The sequence below is a fragment of the Aeromonas sp. sif2433 genome, assembly GCF_019218705.1.
Taxonomy (GTDB): Bacteria; Pseudomonadota; Gammaproteobacteria; order Enterobacterales; family Aeromonadaceae; genus Aeromonas; species Aeromonas encheleia.
In genome coordinates, this window is sequence record NZ_JAHUXD010000005.1 from 126,667 (window position 1) to 149,262 (window position 22,596).

The following is a 22,596-nucleotide window of genomic DNA, read 5'->3' on the forward strand; positions in this document are numbered from 1 at the left end:
AGGGCTCGGCGCCTTATCGGCTCAGCTCGGCGTTGATGCTGGCCAGCACCGCGGCCGGATCGGCGGCCTGGGTGATGGGACGCCCTATCACCAGGTAATCGGCCCCCGCCTCCATCGCCGCCAGCGGCGTCATGACGCGGCGCTGATCCCCCGCCGCCGAGCCGGTCGGGCGAATGCCCGGCGTGACCAGCTTGAAGTCGGCCCCGAGCAAGGTTTTCAACTCATGAGCCTCCTCGGCGGAGCAGACAACCCCATCCAAGCCAGACTCCTTGGTGAGCTTGGCCAGCCGGATCACCTGCTCGGCCGGGCCGACGCTGAGGCCGAGGGGCGCCATGTCGGACTGCTCCATGCTGGTCAGCACTGTCACGCCGATCAACAGGGGCGCCTTGTCGCCATAGGGCGCGAGCGCTTCTTTGGCGGCCCGCATCATGCGCTCGCCCCCGCTGGCGTGGACGTTCACCATCCAGACGCCCAGCTCGGCACTGGCCGCCACCGCCTTGGCGACTGTGTTCGGAATGTCGTGAAACTTCAGGTCCAGAAACACATCGAATCCCTTGGCGACCAGCTGACGTACGAATTGGGGGCCAAACAGGGTGAACATCTCCTTGCCTACCTTGAGGCGGCACTGGGCCGGGGAGATCTGTTCAATGAAGGCGAAGGCATCGGCCTCGTGCTGATAGTCCAGCGCAACCAGTACTTTGGGATCTAGCATTTCACTTCCTATGGGTTGTTGTTCACCGTCCAGACCACGGCTCAGCTTGAGGCCCTGGGATCTGGTATTTCATCATTTTTCTGAGCAGCGATTCATCGTCCAGGCCAAGGGCCCGCCTAGAGCACTTGGGCGCTGACATTTCGCCTCTTACCAGCGGCTATTCACCATCCAGGCCACGGATCGGTTTGATGGAGCCCCACTGCCGGCAGGAGGGGCACTGCCAGAACAGCGAGTGGGTGGCGAAGCCGCACTGACGGCACTTGTGGGTGGATTTGATCTTGATCTGCTCGCCGACCAGCTGCTGCAGCAGCTCCAGGCTCTCCTTGGCGGGCCCCTCCTCGGCGCTGGCCAGCTGGAAGCCGACCAGCTGATAGAAGCCCTTCATGGACGGGTGGCGGCGCAGCTGGCGCAGCACCAGCGCACGGGCCTGGTTCAGGCCGTCACGCGCCTCCACCAGATTGGCCAGGGCCAGGGTCACGCTGACACCGGCATGATCCTCCACCGCCTTCTCCAGCAGCGGGATCAGCTCCTGGCTGCGGCCCATCTGCTGATAGCAGCTCAGCAGCTTGGGCATGGCTTCTGAGGCAAAGTCCATGTCCTGCTCGAACACCCGCAGCAGCTCCTTGCTGGCCTCTTCATGCTTGCCTTCCTCCATGGCCAGCTCGGCCAGCCGCAGACTGGCGCGGGCACAGGCGGGATTGACGCCGAGCGCCCGCTTCAACTTGGCGCGCCCCGCCGCCTTGTCCCCTTCACGCAGGGCACTCTCTGCCTGCTCGCAATAGAAATGGGAGATGGGGTCGGCCAGCTTCTTGCCCTGGAACTTCTGCAGACGCACCGCGACCTCGATGGCCTTGTCCCAGTCACGCAGCTGTTGATGGATGACGAGCAGTTGCGCCAGCGCCGTCTCCTCGTAATCACCGTCCTCGCACAGCTCGTTCCAGAGCGCCTCGGCCCTGTCCAGCAAGCCGGCGGCGAGGAAGTCACGGGCCAGCTCCTGCAGCGCGAGTTGACGCTGCTCCCGGGTCAGCTGGCGGGTAACGAGGTTCTGGTGGATCTTGATGGCGCGATCGACTTCGCCACGCTGGCGAAACAGATTGCCGAGAGAAAGATGGGTTTCGATGGTTTCGCTGTCCACTTCCAGCAGCTGGATGAACAGATCCACTGCCTTGTCCGACTCGTCAGACAGCAAATAGTTGAGACCCGCCACATACTGGCGGGAGAATTGGTTACTCTGTTGCTGGGTGTCCTGGCGAACACTCCTGCGTCCCATGTACCAGCCATAACCAGCGGCAATCGGCAACAGCAGGAAAAGCAGTTCAAGCATCGAGGGACATTATTCCTTGGCTGTCGACCGGGCCAGCTCCAATTCGCGGGATTGACGACGCATGGTGCGATTGAGGGTGCGGTTTTGCAGTTTGAGACGCACGAAGAGCAGACCGAATACCAGCCAGCCCAGCAGGAAACCGCCGGCGAGGAAGAATCCCAGTAGCATGGAGAGCGAGAACTCACCCTGGGCGATCAAATAATTGAACTGCACCTGTTGACCGTTTTGCGAACCGATGGCGAGGGTCAGCACAAACACCAGTACCAAGGGGATGAGGGCCAAGATACGCTTCATAGGAGCTCCCTGTCTGTGGCTAATGAGAGATTGATTATCCTTAAAATCACGGGAAGACTCTAGAGCGAATGGGAAAAGACTTCGAGAAACCGGACTATTGGCATAATCCAAGTCACAAAAATAAAAAAGGCATACCCAGGTATGCCATTTTCTGCATTATTCGATGATATTCACGCGCTCGCGCAACTCTTTGCCGGGCTTGAAGTGCGGGACATATTTCCCGGTCAGTTCAACCTTGTCCCCGGTCTTGGGGTTGCGACCCACACGGGGGGCACGATAGTGCAGTGAAAAACTTCCAAATCCTCGGATTTCAATCCGGTCGCCGTTTTGCAAGGTCGACGCCATCTGCTCAAGGATTTCCTTGATCGCGGCTTCGACATCTTTGGCCGGCATATGCATGCGGCTGGCAGCCAATTGTTCGATGAGATCTGATTTGGTCATAAGGTTAAATCTCCTTCCCCGATCACATGCAATATTCATTATGCCAAGATAAAAAAGGGCGGCGTGAAGCCGCCCTTTTCTTGCATCAAGGATTACTCACCCTTGGCGGCTTTGAACGCTTCCATCATAGCATTGCTGAACACAACTTCTTCTTGTTGGTTCAGGCTATCGATAGCAACACGCTCGTCAGCCTCGTCCTTAGCACGGACAGACAGGCTTACGGTGCGGTTCTTACGATCAACGCCCATGAACTTGGCTTCAACTTCATCACCGACAGACAGAACCAGAGTCGCGTCTTCTACACGGTCACGAGCAGCATCGGAGGCACGCAGGTAGCCTTCTACGCCGTCAGCCAGTTCGATCACGGCACCCTTGGCATCAACCTCGGTAACCTTACCCTTCACGATAGCACCTTTCTTGTTATCAGACAGGTACTTATTGAACGGGTCTTCTTCGATCTGCTTGACGCCCAGGGAGATGCGCTCGCGCTCCGGGTCCACTTGCAGAACAACGGCTTCGATCTCGTCGCCCTTCTTGAATTCACGTACTGCTTCTTCGCCCTGGTTGTTCCAGGAGATGTCAGACAGGTGAACCAGGCCGTCGATGCCGCCGTCCAGACCGATGAAGATACCAAAGTCAGTGATAGACTTGATTTTACCGGAAACACGGTCGCCCTTGGCGTGAGTTTCGGCAAACAGCTGCCACGGGTTGGATTTGCACTGCTTCAGACCCAGGGAGATACGACGACGTTCTTCGTCGATGTCCAGAACCATCACGTCAACCACGTCGCCAACGTTAACAACCTTGGACGGGTGGATGTTCTTGTTGGTCCAATCCATCTCGGATACGTGTACCAGGCCTTCAACGCCTTCTTCGATTTCAACGAAGCAGCCGTAGTCGGTCAGGTTGGTCACGCGGCCAGACAGACGGGTGGTCTCCGGGTAACGCTTGGCGATAGCAACCCAGGGATCTTCGCCCAGCTGCTTCAGACCCAGGGATACACGGGTACGCTCGCGGTCGAACTTCAGAACCTTGACTGCGATCTCGTCGCCAACGTTGACGATTTCGGAAGGATGCTTAACGCGCTTCCACGCCATGTCGGTGATGTGCAGCAGGCCGTCAACGCCACCCAGATCTACGAATGCACCGTAGTCGGTCAGGTTCTTGACGATACCCTTAACTTCTTGACCTTCTTGCAGGTTGGCCAGCAGGCTTTCGCGCTCGGAGGTGTTCTCGGTTTCGATCACGGCACGACGGGAAACGACAACGTTGTTGCGCTTCTGGTCCAGCTTGATGACCTTGAACTCGAGTTCTTTGTTTTCCAGGTGAGCGGTGTCACGGATCGGACGCACGTCAACCAGAGAACCCGGCAGGAAGGCACGGATGCCATTCAGTTCAACGGTGAAACCACCCTTGACCTTGCCGTTGATGATACCGATAACGGTAGCTTGCTCTTCGTATGCCTTCTCAAGCTGCAGCCAGGCTTCGTGGCGCTTGGCTTTTTCGCGGGACAGCTTGGTTTCGCCGAAACCATCTTCGATAGAGTCCAGAGCCACGTCAACGGTGTCGCCTACATTGATTTCCAGCTCGCCCAGGGCGTTCTTGAATTCTTCAGCAGGAATGGCAGACTCGGATTTCAGACCGGCGTCAACCAGTACAAAACCGTTCTCGATAGCAACGACGGTACCCTTGACGATGGAACCTTGACGGGTTTCAACGGCGTTCAGGGACTCTTCAAAGAGTTGAGCAAAAGATTCGATCATTGTTTGTGTCACAAATGAAACATCCACTCGCAATCCGGCACAAGCGGGGTTGTTTTAAATTATCTGCGCCATCCATGGTGCAGACGACTGACATCAGCTCGTGCTGATATCACCAAGTTGTTGCTCCGCATAGGCGAGCACCGTCACCAGCACTTCATCTATGGTCATAGACGTTGAGTCTACCACAAGAGCATCTTCTGCGGGTTTCAGGGGGGCTACGGCGCGATTTCTGTCGCGATCGTCACGTTCCCGAATCTCGGTTAAAAGACGCTCAAAGTTAACATCAAAGCCCTTATCTTGCAACTGCTTATAACGGCGCTGCGCCCGCTCTTCCGCGCTGGCGTCGAGGAAAATCTTCACCTCGGCCTCAGGGAAAACCACGGTGCCCATGTCACGGCCATCGGCGATGAGGCCAGGTGCCTGGCGGAAGGCACGTTGACGGCGCAGCAGTGCTTCGCGGACGCGGGGGAAGGCGGCGATCTTGCTGGCAGCGTTACCCGCCTCTTCGGTGCGGATGGTGCGAGAGACATCCTCTCCTTCCAGCACCACCTTGACCTGTTCGCCGTCGACCTGGAATTGCACATCCAGATTGGCGGCCAGGGGCACCAGCGCCGCTTCGGAATCGAGTTCCACATCGTGATGCAAGGCGGCCAGAGCCAGCACCCGGTAGATGGCGCCAGAATCGAGCAGGTGCCAACCCAGCTTCTCGGCCAGCAGTTGGCACAGGGTGCCTTTACCGGCACCGCTCGGGCCATCGATTGTCATCACGGGGGCCATATGAGACATAGATCTTCTCCTGCACAGGGGGTCACACATCCCTGTTGGGATGGGGAAATAGGCGCCGATTATACCCAAATGTGCTGGCTCTGGCAGTCGTCAGGCCACACAATTGCGCAGAAGTCGTCGCGATTGCCCCCTTTATGACCAATCAGGCAAAGCATTCCTCAATGCAAGGTTTTGTTCTTATGGTTGTTATGGGCAAGGCGCGCTAAACTGGCCGCCTTTTTTAAGCAGCTGTAGTCAGGAGCAACCCTATGAGCAGCATTAGCCTCGTGGCTAAATCCAAGTTGCCGACCCCCTGGGGCACCTTCACGCTGGTAGGCTTTCAGGAAACCGGTACAGGCAAGGATCACGCCGCACTGGTGATGGGCGATATCGCAAATGGTGAGCCCGTGTTGGGCCGAATTCACTCTGAGTGTCTGACCGGGGATGCCCTGTTCAGCCTGCGCTGCGACTGCGGCTTCCAGCTGCAGGCTGCCATGCAGAACATCGCCAAGGCCGGTCGTGGCGTCCTGTTGTACGTGCGACAAGAAGGCCGTGGCATCGGCCTGCTCAACAAGATCCGGGCCTACCACCTGCAGGATCAGGGCGCCGACACCGTCGAGGCCAACGTGGCGCTCGGATTTGCCGCCGACATGCGCGATTACACCATCTGCGCCGACATGCTCAAGGCGCTGGAGGTCAAGAGTCTCAAGCTGATGACCAACAATCCACGCAAGCTGAAGGCGATGGAGAGCTTCGGCATCCCGGTGGTGGAGCGGGTTCCCCTGCAGGAGGGGCGCAACCCCCACAACGAGTTCTATCTCTCCACCAAGGCGGACAAGCTGGATCACCTGTTCAAGAAGTAACGAACCGATCATCCGCAGCCTCGGCAAACGCCTCCCATCGGGAGGCGTTTTTATTTGTGCGGGGCACGGCCCAATCCGGCGTGCTGCCTTATGGCTGGGCCTGCGCCAGCAAAAAATCACGCAGCGCGCGATTAGCCATGGAGAGCGGATCCCCCCGCCGCCAGGCCACACAGAGATCGAGGAAGATCGGCGGTGCGAAGGGCACCCCGATCAGCGCCGTCTCCTCATCCAGCGCCATCCGCAGGAAGGTGGTCACGGCGAATCCCTGACGCACCACCGCCTTGAGCAGTGGAATAAGGTTGCTCTCAAAGCCGATGTTGGGCTCTATGCCCAGGCCCTGCGCCAATGCCTCCATGTGTTCGCGGTGATAGAAGCCACGACGGAACATTGCGAGCTCCTGGCTGAAGAATTGCGGCAGCGAGACGGCGCCGGCCTGGCGCAGCGGGTGCTCCTCCCCCACCACCATCAGCATCTCCTCGCGCAGCAGCTGGGCCCCCTCCAGCCCGGGCGGCAGATCGCTGGTGATGAGGATGGCGAGATCCAGGCTGCCATCCACCATGCGGCTGAGCAGCTCGCGGGTGCCGGCCTCCTCCACCCGGATCTTGAGGCCCGGGTAGCGATGCTTGAACGCCATCAGGATCGGGGGGAAGTAATAGGACCCCATCATGTAGGGGATGCCGATGCGTACCTCGCCCCGCTCCAGCCCCTTGAGCTCGGCCATCTCCGCCTCGGCCTGATGCATCTGCAGCAGCAGGCGCTCGGCATGGCGGCAGAGCACCTCCCCCTCAGGGGTGAGCCGCACGCTGCGATCCTGCCGATCGAATAGCCGCAGCTCGAGCTGCTGCTCCAGCTTGGCGATGGCCATGCTGACCGCCGGCTGCGCCACGTGCAGCCCATGGGCGGCCCGGGTGAAGGAGCCGGCGTCGCGCACCGCCAGCAGATAGGTTAGCTGTTTCAGATCCATATCAATTATCTTTATCAGATTGATAACATAAATATATTATATTTATATCAAGCGACCCACTACTCTGCACAAAAGTCGTCGGGACAACGCATATGATCGAAGCAGGTAGTCGCGAGTGGATACGCGCCACCCTGGCCCTGAGCCTGGGATCCTTCCTGGTGTTTCTCAATCTCTACCAGACCCACCCATTGTTACCCCTGCTGGCGGACGTCTTCTCCGTCAGCTCGCTGTCGGCGGGCTGGACGCTGGCGGGCTGCACCGCCGGGCTCGCGGGCTCGCTGCTGATCTGCGCCCGGCTGGCCGATCGCTTCGGGCGACGCCGGATCATGCTATGGACGCTGACCGGCGCCATCCTGCTCTCCCTGTGCATTCCCTGGGTGACTCAATTCGAGCAACTGGTGACGTTGCGCATCCTGCAAGGCGTGCTGCTGGCTGGGCTGCCCGCCACCGCCATCGCCTACATGGGGGAGGAGTTCAGCAAACGCGCCCTGCTCTCTGCGGTCGGCGTCTACATCGCCGCCAACTCCCTCGGCGGGATCGCGGGCCGGGTGGTCGGCGGCCTGCTGGCCGGCTGGTTTGGGGACTGGCAACATACCTTCCTCGGGATAGGGCTGATAAGCCTCTCCCTGCTGCCGCTGGTCATCTGGCTGCTGCCGGCCCAGACCCGTTTCGTGGCCGTGGTGGCGGCGCCCGGGCAACTGCGCGGGGCCATCAAGAGCCACCTCAGCAACCCGCTGCTGGTCGGTGCCTATCTCATCGGCGGGCTCAACTTCATGGTCTTCCTGAACCAGTACAGCTACCTCACCTTCCTGCTGGCCAAGGCCCCTTTCTCATTGCCGACCCAGTGGCTGGGGATGCTGTTCCTGACCTACCTCACCGGCACCCTGGCCTCCTCCCTGAGCGGGCGCGGCGCCCAGCGCTGGGGCGCCCAACGGCTGCTGCTGGTCGGGATAGCACTGATGGCGCTCGGCAGTCTCGCGCTGTTGCACGGCTCGCTGACCGCCATCCTCGGCGGCCTGCTCATCTCGAGTTTCGGCTTCTTCCTCGCCCACGCCTGTGCCAGCGCCTGGGTCGGCCAGCATGTGGAGCACAACCGGGCGCTCGCCTCGTCACTCTATCTGGTGGGGTACTACCTGGGGGCCAGTCTGGGGGGGCTTTACTTGCACCCCTTCTGGGAGCGGGGCGGTCTGGGGGGATTGGTGCTCGGCATCGAGCTGGTGCTCTGTGTCACCGCCGCCCTGGGCCTCTGGCTCGGCCAGCTGAAGGGGCGCAGCGTGCGTCCCCTCTCCTGTCACTCCTCCTGAGGCTCCAAGCCCAACAAGATCAGGCCCCGATATCGGGGCCTGATCTTGTTGGGTACAGACGGGTTCACAGGCCGTCGTAATAGTCCGTCGGCACCGGCACCACGGCGCAGCTGCGCAGCTCCTCGTCGATCACCTCGCTCAGGGGACGCAGGTGAAACTTGATCTGCCCGGAGGGTAGCATCAGCCCCACATCCGGGTTGCGGCCATCATCGATGTTGCCGGTCTTGAACGGCAGACCGGGATGGTTTGCCACCAATTCATGCAACGACGGCACCACCAGCTCGATGTGCTCGAGCCCCGCCTGATGGCTGCGGCCCGGCTTGGGCGCGGCCAGCTCGATGCAGGGCACGCTCAGCGCTTGCCAGCACAGGGGTTGATGCAGCCGATAGGTGGCGATGGGGCGACCCCCTATCATCCCCTCCACCAGCAGCACGCCATGGCGGGCCAGCTCGGCTTTCAGGCTCAGGTATTCGGGCAGGCTGGCGGCACGGTAGCAGAGGTGATCCACCACGGGGGTTGTGATCTCCCCCATCAGCGGCGTCAATTCGACCAGCAGTTGGCCGACAAATGGGGCCATGGGCCCCAGTGTGGTATCCAGTGGATGGGACATGATCACCATTTCTTCTTGGGTTGGAACAGGACGTCCAGCTCGTCCGCCTCTTTGTCCTTAATGGTCTGCAGCTCCTTCTCGCTGTGCTGCTGCAGATGCTCTTCCAGCTGACGCATCCCCTGACGCATGTCCTCTTCCCGCGCCAGCAGGTAGGGATCCTTGTCGGAGACATTGACCAGGGCCCCCAATCCCTTGGTGTAAAGCTGGCGGCAGGTGCCGTATTGCCCCTGGATCTGGGCATCCATGGCCCGCTTGATCAGGTTGGCGATGTTGATCTTGAGCTGCATCAGCTCGAGGCGGCGATCCTCCTGGGCGAAGCCATGGGGATCTATCTTGCCCTTGTTGTGCTCGACCCGCAGCACGGCCCGCATCTTCTTGGCCAGCTGCAACATCTGGATGGCCTGGCGATCGGATTCCGGGGTCTTGAAGTGACCCTCGTCCTGGCCGCTGTAGTTCTCCTGCACGCTCTTGATCTGGGTCTGGACGTCGGCGATGCGCTGCTTGATCTGGCCGCTCGGCATCACCTGCGCGATGGCGCGGTAGGCGTCCAGGATCCGGTGCTGCAACAGCAGCACCATCTTCTTGGAGAAGGGCACCAGGTTGACGTTCAGCAGCACTTCTTCGGTCTCGTCCGCCACGGCTTTGTGGCGGGCGATGGCCTGGCGCTTGTCCGCCTCGGCCTTCTGTTTGTATTGCTGCACCACGTTATAGGCGATAACCAGAAACAGGAGTGCGCCAATAGACAGCAATATCAAGGTCAAAATCATAGGATGTTCAAACTCCTGTCCCAAATCAATTGCGTGATCCTACAACAGCTTACCCGCATTAGGTAGCGCGGGGTTCTGCCCTGCCTCACAGAATGCAAGCCGGCGCCGCCGCGGGTCGCGACAGGCACACGCCATCACTCATATCGCCCGCGGCCCTCATTACTTGAGGCAAAAACCCTTGGATTGCAGGAATCCCAGCATGAAGGGGCGCGCCTCCTTGCCGAGGATCGCCTTGATCTGGCCGCTCCAGGTCTGCTGCTTGTTGTTGCCGCTGCGGGCCAGGTAGTAGTCGTGGATCTGCCGATCGTAATCCGCCAGCAAGGGGCGATCGAGCTCGGCCGGATAACGGTTCTCGTGCACGACAAGATCGCGGGGCAGCCTGGGCTTCTGCTCCGGCTGCTGGGCGGGGTGGCCAAGGCAGAGGCCGAACAGGGGGATCACCTGATGGGGCAGCCCCACCGCCTCGCTCACCGCCGCCGGGTTGTTGCGGATCCCGCCGATGTAGACGCCGCCGAGCCCCAGGGATTGGGCGGCCAGCAGGGCATTCTGGGCCATCAGGGCGCCGTCGATGGCCCCGATCAGCAGTTGCTCCACGAAGCCGGTATGGGCGTCCGGCACTATCTGGCTGTGGCGTTGATAGTCGGCGCAAAACAGCAGGAACTCCGCCGCCTCGGCCACATAGGTCTGGTGCCCGGCCAGCTCGGCCAGGGTGGCGCGCAGCGCCTTGTCCGTCACCCGGATGATGCTGTTGGCCTGCAGGAAGCTGGAGCTGGAGGCGGACTGGGCGGCGCTCAGGATCTGATCGAGCTGCCGGGGGGTGATGGGCTCGGGGGTAAACTGGCGAATGGAGCGATGGGCGAGAATAAGATCGATGGTCGGGTTCATGGTGCCTCCGGAAAGAAGGCCTCACTTTACCCAAAAAAAGCGAGGGGCCCAAGGCCCCTCGTCACCCTCAGGGGGCAGGATACACATAGGGCGCCTGCAACCCGAGCGGGAAGCCCATCGCCCAATACAGCAGCAGGAAGATGCTCCAGCTCACCAGGAAGGCCAGCGAATACGGCAGCATCATGGAGACCAGGGTACCGATCCCGGTGCTCTTCACATACTGCTGGCAATAGACCACCACCAGCGGGAAGAACACCATCAGCGGGGTGATGATGTTGGAGGCGGAATCCCCCACCCGGTAGGCCGCCTGGGTCAGCTCGGGGGAGATCCCGACCGCCATCAGCATGGGCACCAGGATGGGGCTGATCAGCGCCCACTTGGCCGAGGCCGACCCTACCACCAGGTTGACGCTGGCGGTCAGCAGTATGATGCCGACTATGGTGACCTCCCCCGGCAGCGCCAGGGCATGCAGCACCTCGGCACCGGACAGCGCCAGCAGGGTGCCCAGATTGGAGTCACCGAAGGCCTTGATGAAGAGTGCGCAGAAGAAGGCCATCACCATGTAGGAGCCCATCTTGTTCATGGTGGCCGACATGGCATCGATCACATCCTTGCCGCTCTTGAAGTTCCCCGCCACGAATCCGTAGACGATGCCGGGCAGGATGAACAACAGGAAGATGAGCGGCACTATGGACTTCATCACGGGCGCGGCGAAGGTGGTCAGCGAGCCATCAGCCGCCCGCATCGGCGAATCCCCCGGTGACAGGGCCAGCCCCAGCAGCACTATGGCCGCCAGCATGGCAAAACCGGCCCAGTTGAAGGCGCGGCTCTCCTGCGCGCTGTAGCGTCCCATCTCGTCGGCGCTCTCGAGCTCCTCGTTGAGGGGGATGTGCCTGAGACGCGGCTCCACCACCTTCTCGGTGATGAACCAGCCCACGCAGATGATCAGCAGGGAGGAGGCACCGGTGAAGAAGATGTTGCACAGGGTGTTGACCATGTAATCGGGGTCGAGCAGCTGGGCCGCCGACTGGGTGAAACCCTGCAACAGGGCATCACCGCCCGAGGGGAGGAAGTTGGCGGCAAAGCCACCGGAGACCCCGGCAAAGGCCGCGGCTATCCCGGCCAGCGGGTGGCGCCCGGCGGCGTGGAAGATGATGCCACCGATGGGGATGACCAGCACATAACCCGCATCGGCCGCCGTGTGACTGACGATGGCCACCAGGATCAGCATGGGCGTCAGGAAACGGGCGGGGGTGACTTTCAGCAGCTTCTTCAGGCCGGTGTTGATGAAGCCGGACTGTTCGGCCACTCCGACCCCCAGCATGGCCACCAGCACTATGCCGAGCGGGGCGAAGCTGGTGAAGGTCGTGACCATGCTGGCGAGGAACTCGGCCAGGCCAGCCCCGGTCAGCAGGTTGTTGACCACGACGGCCTCCCCGGTGCGGGGATTGACCAGATCAAAGGAGAACTGGGAGAGGATCCAGGAACCGACCCAGACGATCAGCAAGGCATAGAGGAACAGCATGGCGGGATCCGGCAGTTTGTTGCCTGCCTTCTCGACCCCGTTCAGGAAGCGGTTCAACCAGCCGTTGGGCGGGCTGGCCGGACGCTCGTTCACTGTGGCTTGACTCATTATGGTGATACTCCATTACCAAGGAATGAGCGCGCATCCTAGCGATAAACTCCAATGAATCCCATGATATAAGCCATAAATTCGATTAATTACGTTTAATTTTGCATAAAATACTCAAGAAACGGGATATACCGCACATTATCTAATACCGGATTCAATCGCCCACCAGCGGATAATGCCCTGCTTTGCCGTGGATCCCGAAGCCCGCCACCACCACCTGCTCCGCCGTCAGCGGGGTGCTGAACAGGAAACCCTGGAACACATGACAGCCCTGGGCACGCAGGGCCGCCAGTTCGTGCTCGTCCTCCACCCCCTCCGCCAGGATGCCGAGCCCGAGACTGGTGGCCATGGCGACGGTGGCCCGGATCACCGGCAGATTCAGACCGACCACGAAGGAGCGATCCAGCTTGATGGTATCGATGGGCAGGCGGTTGAGGTAGGCAAGGGAGGAGTAGCCGGTGCCAAAGTCGTCGATGGCGATCTTGATCCCCTGCTCGCTCAGGGCGTCGAGGATCTCGATGCAGCCCTTCATGTCCAGCATCAGCACGGTTTCGGTCAGCTCCAGCGTCAGCAGCCTGGCATCGACGCCAAACTCCCTCAGCTGCTCGGCCACCAGCTCCGGCAGGGAGGGGGTGAGCTGGAAGCCGGACAGATTGACCGAGACCGGCACCCTCACCTGGTATTGCTGCTGCCACGCCCCCATCTGGGCCAAGGCGGTGGAGAGCACCCAGCCCCCGATCTCGCGGATCAGCCCCATGTCCTCGGCCAGGGGAATGAACTCCGCCGGAGAGACCTGCCCCAGCACAGGGTTGTACCAGCGCAGCAGTGCCTCGTAACCGATCAGCCTGCCCTGCGCCACATCCACCAGGGGCTGATAGCAGAGGCTCAACTCCCCCCGACCTATGGCCTTGGCCAGGAACTGTTTCAGGGTCAGCTTGCGGTGCAGGCTCTGCTGCATGCTGGGGGTGAAGCGCTGCCAGCGCAGGCGGCCCATCTGCTTGGCCTGATACATGGCCATGTCGGCGCGGGTGATCAGGTTGTCGCCGTCATCGGCGTCGTCCGGATAGATGGCGATGCCGATGCTGCCGCCTATGGTGACCTCGGGCACCCCACTCAGCTGCAGTGGCTTGGTCATCTGGGAGAGCATGAGATCCGCCACCTCCTGCGCCCGCTCGCTTGACTGGTTGAGCGGCACCAGGGCCGTGAACTCGTCACCGCCGAGGCGGGCCAGTTCGACATCCCGCGGGCAGATCTGCTTGAGCCGGCCAGCCACCCGCTCCAGCAGGCGATCCCCCGCCTTGTGGCCATAGTTGTCGTTGACCAGCTTGAAGTTGTCCAGATCCATGAACACCAGGGCGAAGCGCCCCCCCAGGCCGCAATAGGCCTCGAGGGACTTCATCAGGCCATAGCGGTTAAGCAGGCCGGTGAGGGAGTCGTGCCAGGCCAGGTGGCGGTGCTCCAGCTCCTCGAGCTTGCGATCCGTGATGTCACGCATGGTGAGCAGGATCCTGGCCCCTTGCTGGATGTGGCGAAACTGGTACTGGAACCAGCGCATCCCCTTGAGGGTACGGCACTCCCCCTCGGCCACCACCTCGTCGAGATGGGACAGACGCCGGTAGAAGGCCTCATCGCTGCCGGAGAAGATCTGGGTCAACTGGGTGATGGCATTGCCGAAGCACAGATCGAAGTGATGGTTGCCGCTCTCGAGGCGTCCCTTGTTGTCGAACAGGCAGGCCAGGGTGTCGCCGGCGGCGAGCGATGACTCCTGATAGAGGGTGTCGGCATCGATCACCGCCTCCGTCATCATCATCAGGCGCCCGGCGATCTCGACCCCGGAGAGGCGCAGGTAGACCTGCTTCCTGACCCCTTTGGGGGAGATGGTCCACCACTCGTTGTAGCTGCGGCCCTGCTGGAAGTCGCCGAGATAGCGCTGCAGCAGCAGGTCGATGGCGGCGGCCATGTCGGCCGAGAAGTCGCGGGATTGCAGCTCGGTCAGCGAGCTCGCCTCCCACAGCACCAGCGCGGCGCCGTTGGCCCAATAGATGTGGTGATGCTGGATGTCATAGATCCAGATGGGGGTATGCAGCACATCAATCGCATTCAGTAAGCGTTCGTCTAGCGTATTCATGTTGGGAAGTGATTCATGATGGAGCTCATAGCAACACCAGCCACGATGACGCGCCGAGCGGGGCCCTCGTGCTGGTACAAAATCAGATCCAGCCCATAATCTGGAAAAAAGCATGCGAAAAAAGGGCCGACTTCATATGAAAACGCTACATGTGATACCCATGGTCAGAAAAAATGGACTCACACTGGTATGGCTGGGCATAGCCGTAACCATTGCTATGATTTTTATACTTTTTTTGCTCCGCGAACAACCCTTAATCCCCGCCATGATCGGTCTGCTGGCTGGCTTGATGATGACGCTTATCGGGGCTCTGAAACTAAGTGAGCCTCATTTAAGCCTCTCCCTGTGTCACGATTGCCTGCAATATCACCATAAGTACGGGGGTTGGATCCTGAAATGGAGAAATATTCAGCGGATCGATCAGCCACGTATCCATTTAGGGTGGGATCTGGTCGCCCTGCCCTACATCGGCTTGAAAATTAAGGATTACGACGATTTTTTGACGCTGATCACACCCAGGCTGGCCGTCTGCCTGCTGACCGAGCAGCGAGCCGTGCTGCTGCAGGCGATCAACAGCGAGCGACCTGAGTGCCTGAGCGGAGGCTGCGGTGCCAGCCTGCTGGGAGAGGGCTTGCTGGAAGAGAGCCGGTTCCGCTCCCCCTCCGGCCAGCGTTACGAGGGGGTCATCGCCATGCTGGGCAACCGCATGGTCCGCCTGCGCGATCTGCTGGGCTATGACCTGCTGGTACCCGACAACAGCCTGGATCGGGCACCCGCCGAATTTATCCGCCTATTGAACCAGTACAGACGCGAGTCGAATCTAATCCAGATCAATTAAACGCCGGATTGCGCTTGCCAAGCCGGGTGACTGTTTCATATGGTCACTGGCTTGTTACATTCAGAACACCCCTTATACCGCTTATGAAGTACATCGAAGAGTTCTATCTGTTCGTCAAGGTGGTGCAAGAGGGCGGTTTCTCCCACGCCGCTGCCGCGCTGGGCATGCCGACCGGCACCATCAGTCGACGTATTTCCCAGCTGGAAGAGCAACTCGGCTGCACCTTGCTGCACCGATCCACCCGCAAGCTGCGCCTCACCGACGAGGGGCTGCGTTATTATGAGCGCCTGTGCACGCCGCTGGCCGAGATAGAGCAGGCGGCCGGCGAGATCCAGGGCCAGGAAACCGACATCAGCGGCGTGATCCGCCTCGCGGCCCCCATCGCCCTCTCCAATACCATCCTGATCGACATGCTGGCCGACTTCGGCCTGCGCTACCCCAAGGTGCAGTTCGACATCAGCCAGACCAATGATCACCACCCCCTGTGCGAGCAGGACAGAGACCTGATGTTCTTCAACGGCGAGCTGCCCCAGGTGCTGCCCAACGCCCAGTGCCTCGGCCACATCGAGTATGGGCTGTTCGCCTCCCCCCTCTACCTGGAGAAGATGGGGACCCCGTCCCACCCGGCCCAGCTGGAGGAGCACGATCTCATCTATTGCTGGCCACATCAGCACTGGCAGCTGATCGGGCGGGACGAGCAGAGGGTGCAGGTCAAGCGGGCCGCCCGGCTGACCGTCCATCAGACCCAGGCCGCGGTGCGGGCCGCCCGCCGTCACCTCGGCATCGTCAACGCTCCGCTGCACTATGTGCACCCCTTCCTGCAGGACGAGCAGCTGGTGGCCGTCTTGCCGGACTGGCGCTCGGATCGGCGCCCCTTCTACATGCTGCGCTGCCAGCCCCAGTTCACCCCGTTGCGTGTTAAGATGTTCGCCGAATTTGTCGAGAAATACTCTGCCCACTACCGCAATCGCCAATGGGACGAGCAATTTTCACCTGCCACCCCCCAGCCCCATTGCATCTGACGGTTGGCGGCCCACACTTAGCGCAACTCTCGTGACACAGGTCTGCTAACACCATGAATGTATTGATATGTGATGACTCAGGGTTTGCGCGAAAGCAGCTGGCCCGGGCCCTGCCTGCGGACTGGAACATCAAGCTGCACCAGGCGGCCGACGGCCTGGCAGGGATAGAGCAGATCCTGATGGGGCACGGCGATCTGATCTTCCTGGATCTGACCATGCCGGAGATGGATGGCTACGGAGTGCTGGAGACGCTCAAGCGAGAGGGGCTGCGCAACAAGGTGATCGTGGTCTCCGGCGACATCCAGCCGGAGGCCCATCAACGCGTCATGGCACTGGGCGCCCTGGACTTCATCAAGAAGCCGGCCGCCCCCGAGACCCTGCGCGCCCTCCTCCAGCGCCACGGCCTGTGGCAGGAGGCGAGCACTGCGAGCCGCGAGCCCACAGCCCCCGTCCACCCGGTGTTGGCCGAGAGCGCCATCCCGTTCAACGCCGAGCTGCGCGACGTCTACCAGGAGCTGGCCAACGTCGCCATGGGTCAGGCCGCCGATCTGCTGGCACGCCTGCTCGACGCCTTCGTGCTGCTGCCCATCCCGAACGTCAATGTGCTGGAGGTCTCCGAACTGCACATGGCGCTCTCGGCCGCCGCCGAGTCGGATACCCTCTCCGCCGTCTGCCAGGGCTTCATCGGTGCCGGCATCGCCGGGGAGGCCCTCATCCTGTTCCACGACGCCAGCTTCCAGGATCTGGCCCGGCTGATGAAGCACCAGGGCGTGCTGGATCACGGTGCCGAGCTGGAGCTGCTGATGGACACCGCCAACGTGTTGATCGGCGCCTTCCTGCGCGGCTACGCCAGCCAGCTCGATACCCCCTTCAGCCAAGGCCATCCGGTGGTACTCGGCCAGCACAGGTCCATCCAGGATCTGATCCGCACCAACCAGAGCCGCTGGCGCCGCACCCTGGCCATCGAGATCAACTACAAGATCCGGGACTACGAAGTGCAGTGCGATCTGCTGCTGCTGTTTACCGAAGATTCCATCGCCACCATGAACAACAAGATCATGCACATGCTCTAGCGGTTTGCTCCCATCGCCAGCATCAATAACAACATCATGAACATGCTATAGCGGTTTGATCCCACCGCCAGCATCCATAACAACATCAAGCACATTCTCCAGGAGTGACCATGGAAATCCGTGAATTTCATTGGCTGATGAACATAGTACAGAACCTGGACGTGGGGCTGGTGGTGCTCGACAGGGAGTACAGAATACAGGTGTGGAACGGCTTCATGGAGAGCCACAGCAGCCGGCTCGCCGGCGAGGTGCGCGATCGGGTGCTGTTCGACCTCTTCCCCGACGTGGATCGGGCCTGGCTGGAGCGCAAGGCCAACATGGTGTTCAAGCTCAACAACCGCGCCTTCAGCACCTGGGAGCAGCGCCCCTACCTGCTGCGCTTCTCCAACTACCGCCCCATCACCGGCTCGGCGCCCCACATGTACCAGAACCTGACCCTGGTGCCGCTGGCCGACTTCGGCGGCCAGGTCACTCACATCGCCATCATGATCTACGACGCCACCGACGAGGCCATGCTGATGCTGGACAGACGGCAGGGCTGATGCTGTTACTCCGACCTCATGAAGAAGGGCGCCCCGGGGCGCCCTTCTTTGCATCTGTGACCGAAGCCACTGTTAGCGCCCCATGTACTCGGTGAAGGCGTCGATCACCTCTTCGATGTCGTCGTCATTGATCTGCAGATGGGTCACCAGCCGCAGTTCGCCGTAGCCGGAGAAGAGGATGCCCCGCTCCTTCATGAAGGCGAGCAAGGGGGCGCTCTCACCAGAGCTCAGCCGCAGGAACACCATGTTGGTCTGCACCAGGTCCGGATCCAGCTCGATGCCGGGCAAGGCCGCCAGCCCCTCGGCCAGCCGTCTGGCACGGCGGTGATCGTCCGCGAGGCGGGTCACATGCTGCTCCAGAGCGAACAGCCCGGCCTGAGCCAGGCTCCCTGCCTGGCGCATGCCACCGCCGAGCATCTTGCGCAGCCGTCTGGCCCGCGCGATCAGGTCCTGCGCCCCCACCAGCAGGGATCCCACCGGTGCGCCCAACCCCTTGGAGAGGCAGATGGAGACGCTGTCGAAGGGGGCCGCAATCTCGTGCACCCCCTGACCGCTCGCCACCACGGCATTGAACAGCCGGGCGCCGTCCAGGTGCAGCCGCAGCCCCTGGCTGTCGGCGAAGCGGCGCATCTCGTGCAGATAAGCCAGCGGCAGTACCTTGCCGTTGTGGGTGTTCTCGAGGCAGATGAGTCGGGTCTGGGCAAAATGGGCGTCATCGGGGGCGATGGCGGCGCGCACATCGGCCAGCGCCAGGGTGCCATCGGCCTGCATGGGCACCGGCTGCAGGGCCACCGAGCCCAGCACGGCCGATCCTTGCGCCTCATAGCGATAGATGTGAGCGGCATTGCCGAGCACGGCCCCTTCCCCACGCTGGCAGTGACTCATCATCGCCAGCAGATTGGACATGGTGCCCGATGGCACAAACAGCGCCGCCTCTTTGCCCAGCAGCTCGGCGCCGCGGCGCTCCAGCGCGTTGATGCTGGGGTCTTCCCCATAGACATCATCGCCCACCTCGGCGTGCAGCATGCTCTGGCGCATGGCATCCGTGGGCTGGGTGACGGTATCACTTCGTAAATCGATATAGCGCATGACATCCTCCTGATGCAGGAGGATGAAGTTAGCCAGCCAGGACTGACTTGGCAAGCAAACCGTCGCGGGAATGTGAGCCCGCTGACGGCTCACCAGGGCAGCGGCCGCCCCTGTAAGTCCACAAATGAGCCCGACTGCGCCAGCGACAGGCCCGCGATGAAATCCAGCAGTTGCGGCGCCACCAGGTTGGGATCTTGCAGGCTGCCCGGGGGCAGGTCGTGCAGGAAGGGTTGCTGCATGGGGGTGTCCATGAGTCCGGGGTGGACCGTGATGACCCCGGCCCGGGGGAAACGTTCGGCCCACTCGGCGGCCAGGATCCTGGCGCCCATGTTGAGTGCGGCCTTGCTCATCTGGTAGCTGTAGCGGCTGGTCGAATGTGGACCGCCCACCTCCTGGCTGCCCAGGCTGCCCGCCAGATCGGAGAGGGAGCAGAGCCACAGACGGGCATCCGGCGGCATCAGCCGGCTCAGGCAGGCGCCGAGGGCGAGGTGCGGCCAGGCATTGGCCTGCAGGCTCTCCCCCAGCCACTGGGGTGTGACCTCTTCCACCCGCCGCTCCGGCATGAAGTTGAGATCATAGAGCAGGCCTATGGTGTTGATCACCACGCTCGGCAGCGTCGCGGGCTCATAGAGGGTGAACAGCGCCTCGAAGGAGAGCGGGTCCACCTCCTGCAGCGGGAAATAGCGGGCCGGATCCAGCCCCTTTGGCGGCAACCTGCCCGCCAGCTGCCACTCCTCGCCACGCTTGGCCAGCTCCCGTGCCAGCGCCGTGCCCAAGCCTCCACTGCCCAGGATCAGATAGCCCATATCACTACCCTTGAATTTGCCGTTTGTTTAGAGGGTATCAGAATAATGGCCGACGGCAGTTCAGGCCGCCTCTCCCTGACTCAGGCATCGCCCAGATGGCGGCCAAATTCACGAGCCCGCGCCAGGTCCAGAAAACCGTCTGCCTGCTTGTGGCTGCGCAAAAACTGGTAATAGGCGAGCAGGGTCACCAGCTGGTGCTCGTCGGGCAAGGGGGAGTCCGGCATCCGCTCCTGCAGCAGAATGCCCGCGGCGGCCAAGGCCTCCCTGTCGACCACCTCGGCCTGACGATAGAGGTAGCCGCAGCCGGTGGCGAGCCACTCCAGCGAGCAGTTGGCCCCCATGGCGATCTGGTTGGCCTTGCCCAGACCGGGCTCGGCCCCCTTCAGATATTTGCGCAGCAGCGCCTCACTCAGCCCCACCTTGCGGGCGAAGGCGCTGACACTGCCCTCCCCGATCAGGCTCTGCAGCCTGGCGGCAAATCCTTCCATCTTTCTCTTCCCCCAGAACCAAAGTTCGAATTTGCGAGGGGCGCATTATTGCCTTGTCCAACAGAAGAGACCAAGATGCTGGCAGCATTTATTCCTCTTCATCTATCCGCCTAGGAGTCACCATGTCCGTATCCCGTCTCGCCCTGCACGCCCAGGGTCCGACCTTCTCCCGCCTCATCATGGGCTACTGGCGCCTGATGGAGTGGCAACTCTCCCCGGCCGCGCTGCTGGATCTGATGAAATACCACCTGGATCTGGGGGTGACCACCATAGATCACGCCGACATCTACGGCGGTTATCAATGCGAGGAGGCCTTCGGTCACGCCCTGCGCCTCGAGCCCTCCCTGCGCAGCCGGATGGAAATCGTCAGCAAGTGCGGCATCGCCCTCACCGCCAAGCCGGAGCATGCCCTCAACCACTACAACACCGGCAAGGCCCACATCATCGCCAGTGCCGAGGCCTCCTTGCAAAAACTCGGCACCGACCATCTGGATCTGCTGCTGATCCACCGCCCGGATCCGCTGCTGGATGCCGATGCGGTCGCCGATGCCTTCATCACCCTCAAGCAGGCGGGCAAGATCAAGCACGCCGGGGTATCCAACTTCAGCGCCCGCCAGTTCGAGCTGCTGCAATCGCGCCTCGACTTCCCGCTGGTCACCAACCAGCTGGAGATCTCGCCGCTCAACCAGGACTGCACCCTGGACGGCACCCTGGATCAGTGCCAGCAGCTGCGCATCAAGCCGATGGCCTGGTCCTGCCTCGGCGGTGGGCGGCTGTTCAACGATCCCGCCTATGGCCCGCTGCGCGCCGAGCTCGAACAGACCCGCCATGAGGTGGGTGCCGAGCACATCGAACAGCTGGTCTACGCCTGGGTGATGATGCTGCCGAGCCAGCCGCTGCCGCTCATCGGCTCAGGCAAGCGGGAGCGGATCGCCGCCGCCGTCGCCGCCGAGTCCATCCAGCTCAGCCGCCAGCAGTGGTTCCGCATCCGCAAGGCCGCGCTCGGTTACGACGTGCCCTGACCCTCGCCGGCAAACCGCACAAACAAAAACGGCATGGAGTGATCCATGCCGTTTTGCGTTATCGAGACGATTCAACGATGGCGCTGGGGGCGACCACGAGGTGCATCTGTCTTCGGTTTGGCCTGATTGACTGTGATAGTGCGGCCGCCTATTTCGGTGCCATGCAATCCGGCGATGGCCTTCTCGGCATCCCCGTTGACAGGCATTTCAATGAAGCCAAAACCCTTGGACTGACCGGTATCGCGGTCGATGATGATATCGACCTTCTCTACCTCTCCAAATTGGCTGAACACATTTGTCAGTTCGTCGGCCGTCATCCGGTACGACAGATTACCTACGTAAATCTTCATGCCATCCACTCTCGATTCAAGGTGCCTTATCTATGCATCCACCGACCTGGAAGTAAGGGCACAACCCCCACGCCGGACCTGCCATGGCATCATGCCGTGGCACTCCCCGCCCCGTAGTCCAAGTCATTGATCTCTTGGACTAACGGAGCAGGAAAGATCAATTCGAATCAGAGGCAGTATCTGAGCTTTATGGCAAATTGTCGAGAAAATAGTCAACTCATATGGGTTGCAGCACGCTCAGCACCTCGCCGAGGGCACGACGGCCGTGCCAGGCTCGCTTAAAGCCGAAACGGTAGATGCCGGGCGCCACTTCGTGGGTACCTTCCCGGCTCAGCCCCAGCAAGGCTGCGGCCTCGGCCAGGGTGTCGGCATCGAGTGCGAGATCCAGGCTGAAGTCGAGCCACTGACCATCGTGACCCACCTTGCGATCCCGCGCTATGCCGACCAGCGCCGATCTGGGCAGGGCCAGCGCCTTGTCGTCGCCGCCGTTGAGCAGATAGAGGTGGCGCTCGTCCCAGGCGAGCTCGGCCAGCCGCCAGCGCTGCCAGTTGCGCGGCAACACCATCATCAGCAGCACTATGCCGCCAAACACCAGGCCGACCCAGGGCAGCAGCCCCATCTCGGGGTAACCCAGCCCCAGCGCGGCCACGACTGTGCCCAGGCTCGCCAGCAGCAGGCCGATCATGACCCCGTAGAAGCGTCGCACTGGGGGCATCAGCCAGCGTATTCCCGCCTGCGCTGCCAATTCACTGACTCTCATCTCCAGATCCTCTCTCGATTGGAACGGTCTTGGCGTTCCTGTTTGGCGTTGGCGCGCATTGTGCGTGAGCCGGCCCGCCCGTGGCAACCCGCTTGGCGATGCGGATGACGACCGGCCGGCTCTGTTGATATGATTGAGGTTCTCTGAGCCCAG

24 protein-coding genes are annotated in these 22,596 nt (G+C 61.5%); 7 read left to right on the forward strand and 17 right to left on the reverse strand.

Annotation, left to right across the window (positions count from 1 at the left end; translation table 11 throughout):
• Window positions 1-13: 13 nt before the first annotated feature.
• The 6 genes from pyrF to cmk form a co-directional block, all read right to left on the reverse strand.
• Window positions 14-712, reverse strand: coding sequence for an orotidine-5'-phosphate decarboxylase (pyrF, locus tag KW825_RS09515; protein WP_218329047.1), 699 nt, complete (start codon window positions 710-712; stop codon window positions 14-16).
• A gap of 157 nt (window positions 713-869) precedes the next feature.
• Entirely contained in the window at window positions 870-2,036 is a 1,167-nt protein-coding gene (gene lapB, locus KW825_RS09520) for a lipopolysaccharide assembly protein LapB (RefSeq protein ID WP_218329048.1), read from the reverse strand.
• Window positions 2,037-2,045: 9 nt separating this feature from the next.
• Window positions 2,046-2,330, reverse strand: coding sequence for a LapA family protein (locus tag KW825_RS09525; RefSeq protein ID WP_042652349.1), 285 nt, complete (start codon window positions 2,328-2,330; stop codon window positions 2,046-2,048).
• A 156-nt stretch (window positions 2,331-2,486) separates the two neighbouring features.
• Window positions 2,487-2,771 (reverse strand): integration host factor subunit beta, encoded by a 285-nt coding sequence (ihfB, locus tag KW825_RS09530; protein ID WP_005299934.1) that lies wholly within the window; start codon window positions 2,769-2,771, stop codon window positions 2,487-2,489.
• Between the two features lie 92 nt (window positions 2,772-2,863).
• On the reverse strand, window positions 2,864-4,534 hold the full coding sequence (gene rpsA, locus KW825_RS09535; RefSeq protein WP_005327816.1) for a 30S ribosomal protein S1: 1,671 nt from the start codon (window positions 4,532-4,534) through the stop codon (window positions 2,864-2,866).
• A gap of 93 nt (window positions 4,535-4,627) precedes the next feature.
• Window positions 4,628-5,320, reverse strand: a complete 693-nt coding sequence (gene cmk, locus KW825_RS09540; RefSeq protein ID WP_218329049.1) for a (d)CMP kinase — start codon at window positions 5,318-5,320, stop codon at window positions 4,628-4,630.
• 248 nt (window positions 5,321-5,568) lie between these two features.
• Between cmk and ribA the strand changes: the two genes are divergently transcribed.
• Window positions 5,569-6,162 carry a GTP cyclohydrolase II gene (ribA, locus tag KW825_RS09545; protein ID WP_042652352.1) on the forward strand — a complete coding sequence of 198 codons (594 nt, stop codon included), beginning with the start codon at window positions 5,569-5,571 and terminating at the stop codon, window positions 6,160-6,162.
• Window positions 6,163-6,250: 88 nt separating this feature from the next.
• Here ribA and KW825_RS09550 read toward each other — a convergent pair whose 3' ends face one another.
• The gene (locus tag KW825_RS09550; protein ID WP_042652353.1) at window positions 6,251-7,126 is read right to left on the reverse strand and encodes a LysR family transcriptional regulator; all 876 of its coding nucleotides are present in this window, start codon (window positions 7,124-7,126) and stop codon (window positions 6,251-6,253) included.
• Window positions 7,127-7,218: 92 nt separating this feature from the next.
• Here KW825_RS09550 and KW825_RS09555 point away from each other — a divergent pair, with 92 nt between their 5' ends.
• Window positions 7,219-8,430, forward strand: coding sequence for an MFS transporter (locus KW825_RS09555; protein ID WP_218329050.1), 1,212 nt, complete (start codon window positions 7,219-7,221; stop codon window positions 8,428-8,430).
• Between the two features lie 64 nt (window positions 8,431-8,494).
• Here KW825_RS09555 and KW825_RS09560 read toward each other — a convergent pair whose 3' ends face one another.
• The 5 genes from KW825_RS09560 to KW825_RS09580 form a co-directional block, all read right to left on the reverse strand.
• On the reverse strand, window positions 8,495-9,049 hold the full coding sequence (locus KW825_RS09560) for a VOC family protein (protein WP_218329051.1): 555 nt from the start codon (window positions 9,047-9,049) through the stop codon (window positions 8,495-8,497).
• Window positions 9,043-9,807, reverse strand: a complete 765-nt coding sequence (locus tag KW825_RS09565) for a DNA repair protein (protein WP_218329052.1) — start codon at window positions 9,805-9,807, stop codon at window positions 9,043-9,045. Before KW825_RS09565 ends, KW825_RS09560 begins: the two co-directional genes overlap by 7 nt.
• 159 nt (window positions 9,808-9,966) lie before the next feature.
• The gene (gene nfsA / locus KW825_RS09570) at window positions 9,967-10,692 is read right to left on the reverse strand and encodes an oxygen-insensitive NADPH nitroreductase (RefSeq protein WP_218329053.1); all 726 of its coding nucleotides are present in this window, start codon (window positions 10,690-10,692) and stop codon (window positions 9,967-9,969) included.
• A 67-nt stretch (window positions 10,693-10,759) separates the two neighbouring features.
• On the reverse strand, window positions 10,760-12,325 hold the full coding sequence (locus tag KW825_RS09575) for an AbgT family transporter (RefSeq protein WP_218290949.1): 1,566 nt from the start codon (window positions 12,323-12,325) through the stop codon (window positions 10,760-10,762).
• A gap of 154 nt (window positions 12,326-12,479) precedes the next feature.
• Complete coding sequence (locus KW825_RS09580; RefSeq protein WP_218329166.1) at window positions 12,480-14,420, reverse strand: EAL domain-containing protein; 1,941 nt, start codon at window positions 14,418-14,420, stop codon at window positions 12,480-12,482.
• A gap of 169 nt (window positions 14,421-14,589) precedes the next feature.
• Between KW825_RS09580 and KW825_RS09585 the strand changes: the two genes are divergently transcribed.
• The 4 genes from KW825_RS09585 (at window position 14,590) to KW825_RS09600 (ending at window position 17,928) form a co-directional block, all read left to right on the forward strand.
• A complete protein-coding gene (locus KW825_RS09585) occupies window positions 14,590-15,291 on the forward strand; it encodes a DUF2982 domain-containing protein (RefSeq protein ID WP_218329167.1) in 702 nt (233 codons plus the stop codon).
• A gap of 83 nt (window positions 15,292-15,374) precedes the next feature.
• Complete coding sequence (locus KW825_RS09590) at window positions 15,375-16,313, forward strand: LysR family transcriptional regulator (RefSeq protein ID WP_218329054.1); 939 nt, start codon at window positions 15,375-15,377, stop codon at window positions 16,311-16,313.
• Window positions 16,314-16,366: 53 nt separating this feature from the next.
• Window positions 16,367-17,386 (forward strand): response regulator, encoded by a 1,020-nt coding sequence (locus KW825_RS09595; protein WP_218329055.1) that lies wholly within the window; start codon window positions 16,367-16,369, stop codon window positions 17,384-17,386.
• Window positions 17,387-17,496: 110 nt separating this feature from the next.
• Entirely contained in the window at window positions 17,497-17,928 is a 432-nt protein-coding gene (locus KW825_RS09600; protein WP_042652362.1) for a PAS domain-containing protein, read from the forward strand.
• Window positions 17,929-18,000: 72 nt separating this feature from the next.
• Here KW825_RS09600 and ltaE read toward each other — a convergent pair whose 3' ends face one another.
• The 3 genes from ltaE to KW825_RS09615 all read right to left on the reverse strand — a co-directional run bounded on the left by ltaE (window position 18,001) and on the right by KW825_RS09615 (window position 20,311).
• Window positions 18,001-19,017, reverse strand: a complete 1,017-nt coding sequence (gene ltaE, locus KW825_RS09605; protein ID WP_218329056.1) for a low-specificity L-threonine aldolase — start codon at window positions 19,015-19,017, stop codon at window positions 18,001-18,003.
• A gap of 89 nt (window positions 19,018-19,106) precedes the next feature.
• Window positions 19,107-19,823 (reverse strand): short-chain dehydrogenase, encoded by a 717-nt coding sequence (locus KW825_RS09610; RefSeq protein ID WP_218329057.1) that lies wholly within the window; start codon window positions 19,821-19,823, stop codon window positions 19,107-19,109.
• Between the two features lie 80 nt (window positions 19,824-19,903).
• Window positions 19,904-20,311 (reverse strand): XRE family transcriptional regulator, encoded by a 408-nt coding sequence (locus KW825_RS09615; RefSeq protein WP_218329058.1) that lies wholly within the window; start codon window positions 20,309-20,311, stop codon window positions 19,904-19,906.
• Between the two features lie 122 nt (window positions 20,312-20,433).
• On the opposite strand from KW825_RS09615, the gene KW825_RS09620 reads away from it, so the two are divergent.
• Window positions 20,434-21,333 carry an aldo/keto reductase family oxidoreductase gene (locus KW825_RS09620; RefSeq protein ID WP_218329059.1) on the forward strand — a complete coding sequence of 300 codons (900 nt, stop codon included), beginning with the start codon at window positions 20,434-20,436 and terminating at the stop codon, window positions 21,331-21,333.
• A 71-nt stretch (window positions 21,334-21,404) separates the two neighbouring features.
• Here the strand turns inward: KW825_RS09620 and KW825_RS09625 are convergent, their stop codons facing one another.
• Window positions 21,405-21,683 carry an RNA-binding protein gene (locus KW825_RS09625; protein WP_081965963.1) on the reverse strand — a complete coding sequence of 93 codons (279 nt, stop codon included), beginning with the start codon at window positions 21,681-21,683 and terminating at the stop codon, window positions 21,405-21,407.
• Between the two features lie 217 nt (window positions 21,684-21,900).
• Window positions 21,901-22,443 carry a hypothetical protein gene (locus tag KW825_RS09630; protein WP_218290943.1) on the reverse strand — a complete coding sequence of 181 codons (543 nt, stop codon included), beginning with the start codon at window positions 22,441-22,443 and terminating at the stop codon, window positions 21,901-21,903.
• Window positions 22,444-22,596 lie beyond the last annotated feature (153 nt).

Coding starts and splice junctions, on each gene's coding strand:
- KW825_RS09550 (WP_042652353.1), bottom strand. CDS start 7,126: ATGGATCTGAAACAGCTAACCTATCTGCTGGCGGTGCGCGACGCCGGC.
- nfsA (WP_218329053.1), bottom strand. CDS start 10,692: ATGAACCCGACCATCGATCTTATTCTCGCCCATCGCTCCATTCGCCAG.
- KW825_RS09600 (WP_042652362.1), top strand. CDS start 17,497: ATGGAAATCCGTGAATTTCATTGGCTGATGAACATAGTACAGAACCTG.
- KW825_RS09525 (WP_042652349.1), bottom strand. CDS start 2,330: ATGAAGCGTATCTTGGCCCTCATCCCCTTGGTACTGGTGTTTGTGCTG.
- cmk (WP_218329049.1), bottom strand. CDS start 5,320: ATGTCTCATATGGCCCCCGTGATGACAATCGATGGCCCGAGCGGTGCC.
- KW825_RS09620 (WP_218329059.1), top strand. CDS start 20,434: ATGTCCGTATCCCGTCTCGCCCTGCACGCCCAGGGTCCGACCTTCTCC.
- lapB (WP_218329048.1), bottom strand. CDS start 2,036: ATGCTTGAACTGCTTTTCCTGCTGTTGCCGATTGCCGCTGGTTATGGC.
- KW825_RS09630 (WP_218290943.1), bottom strand. CDS start 22,443: ATGAGAGTCAGTGAATTGGCAGCGCAGGCGGGAATACGCTGGCTGATG.
- KW825_RS09610 (WP_218329057.1), bottom strand. CDS start 19,823: ATGGGCTATCTGATCCTGGGCAGTGGAGGCTTGGGCACGGCGCTGGCA.
- KW825_RS09590 (WP_218329054.1), top strand. CDS start 15,375: ATGAAGTACATCGAAGAGTTCTATCTGTTCGTCAAGGTGGTGCAAGAG.
- KW825_RS09585 (WP_218329167.1), top strand. CDS start 14,590: ATGAAAACGCTACATGTGATACCCATGGTCAGAAAAAATGGACTCACA.
- KW825_RS09560 (WP_218329051.1), bottom strand. CDS start 9,049: ATGGTGATCATGTCCCATCCACTGGATACCACACTGGGGCCCATGGCC.
- pyrF (WP_218329047.1), bottom strand. CDS start 712: ATGCTAGATCCCAAAGTACTGGTTGCGCTGGACTATCAGCACGAGGCC.
- ltaE (WP_218329056.1), bottom strand. CDS start 19,017: ATGCGCTATATCGATTTACGAAGTGATACCGTCACCCAGCCCACGGAT.
- KW825_RS09625 (WP_081965963.1), bottom strand. CDS start 21,683: ATGAAGATTTACGTAGGTAATCTGTCGTACCGGATGACGGCCGACGAA.
- rpsA (WP_005327816.1), bottom strand. CDS start 4,534: ATGATCGAATCTTTTGCTCAACTCTTTGAAGAGTCCCTGAACGCCGTT.
- ihfB (WP_005299934.1), bottom strand. CDS start 2,771: ATGACCAAATCAGATCTCATCGAACAATTGGCTGCCAGCCGCATGCAT.
- KW825_RS09555 (WP_218329050.1), top strand. CDS start 7,219: ATGATCGAAGCAGGTAGTCGCGAGTGGATACGCGCCACCCTGGCCCTG.
- KW825_RS09575 (WP_218290949.1), bottom strand. CDS start 12,325: ATGAGTCAAGCCACAGTGAACGAGCGTCCGGCCAGCCCGCCCAACGGC.
- KW825_RS09595 (WP_218329055.1), top strand. CDS start 16,367: ATGAATGTATTGATATGTGATGACTCAGGGTTTGCGCGAAAGCAGCTG.
- KW825_RS09565 (WP_218329052.1), bottom strand. CDS start 9,807: ATGATTTTGACCTTGATATTGCTGTCTATTGGCGCACTCCTGTTTCTG.
- ribA (WP_042652352.1), top strand. CDS start 5,569: ATGAGCAGCATTAGCCTCGTGGCTAAATCCAAGTTGCCGACCCCCTGG.
- KW825_RS09615 (WP_218329058.1), bottom strand. CDS start 20,311: ATGGAAGGATTTGCCGCCAGGCTGCAGAGCCTGATCGGGGAGGGCAGT.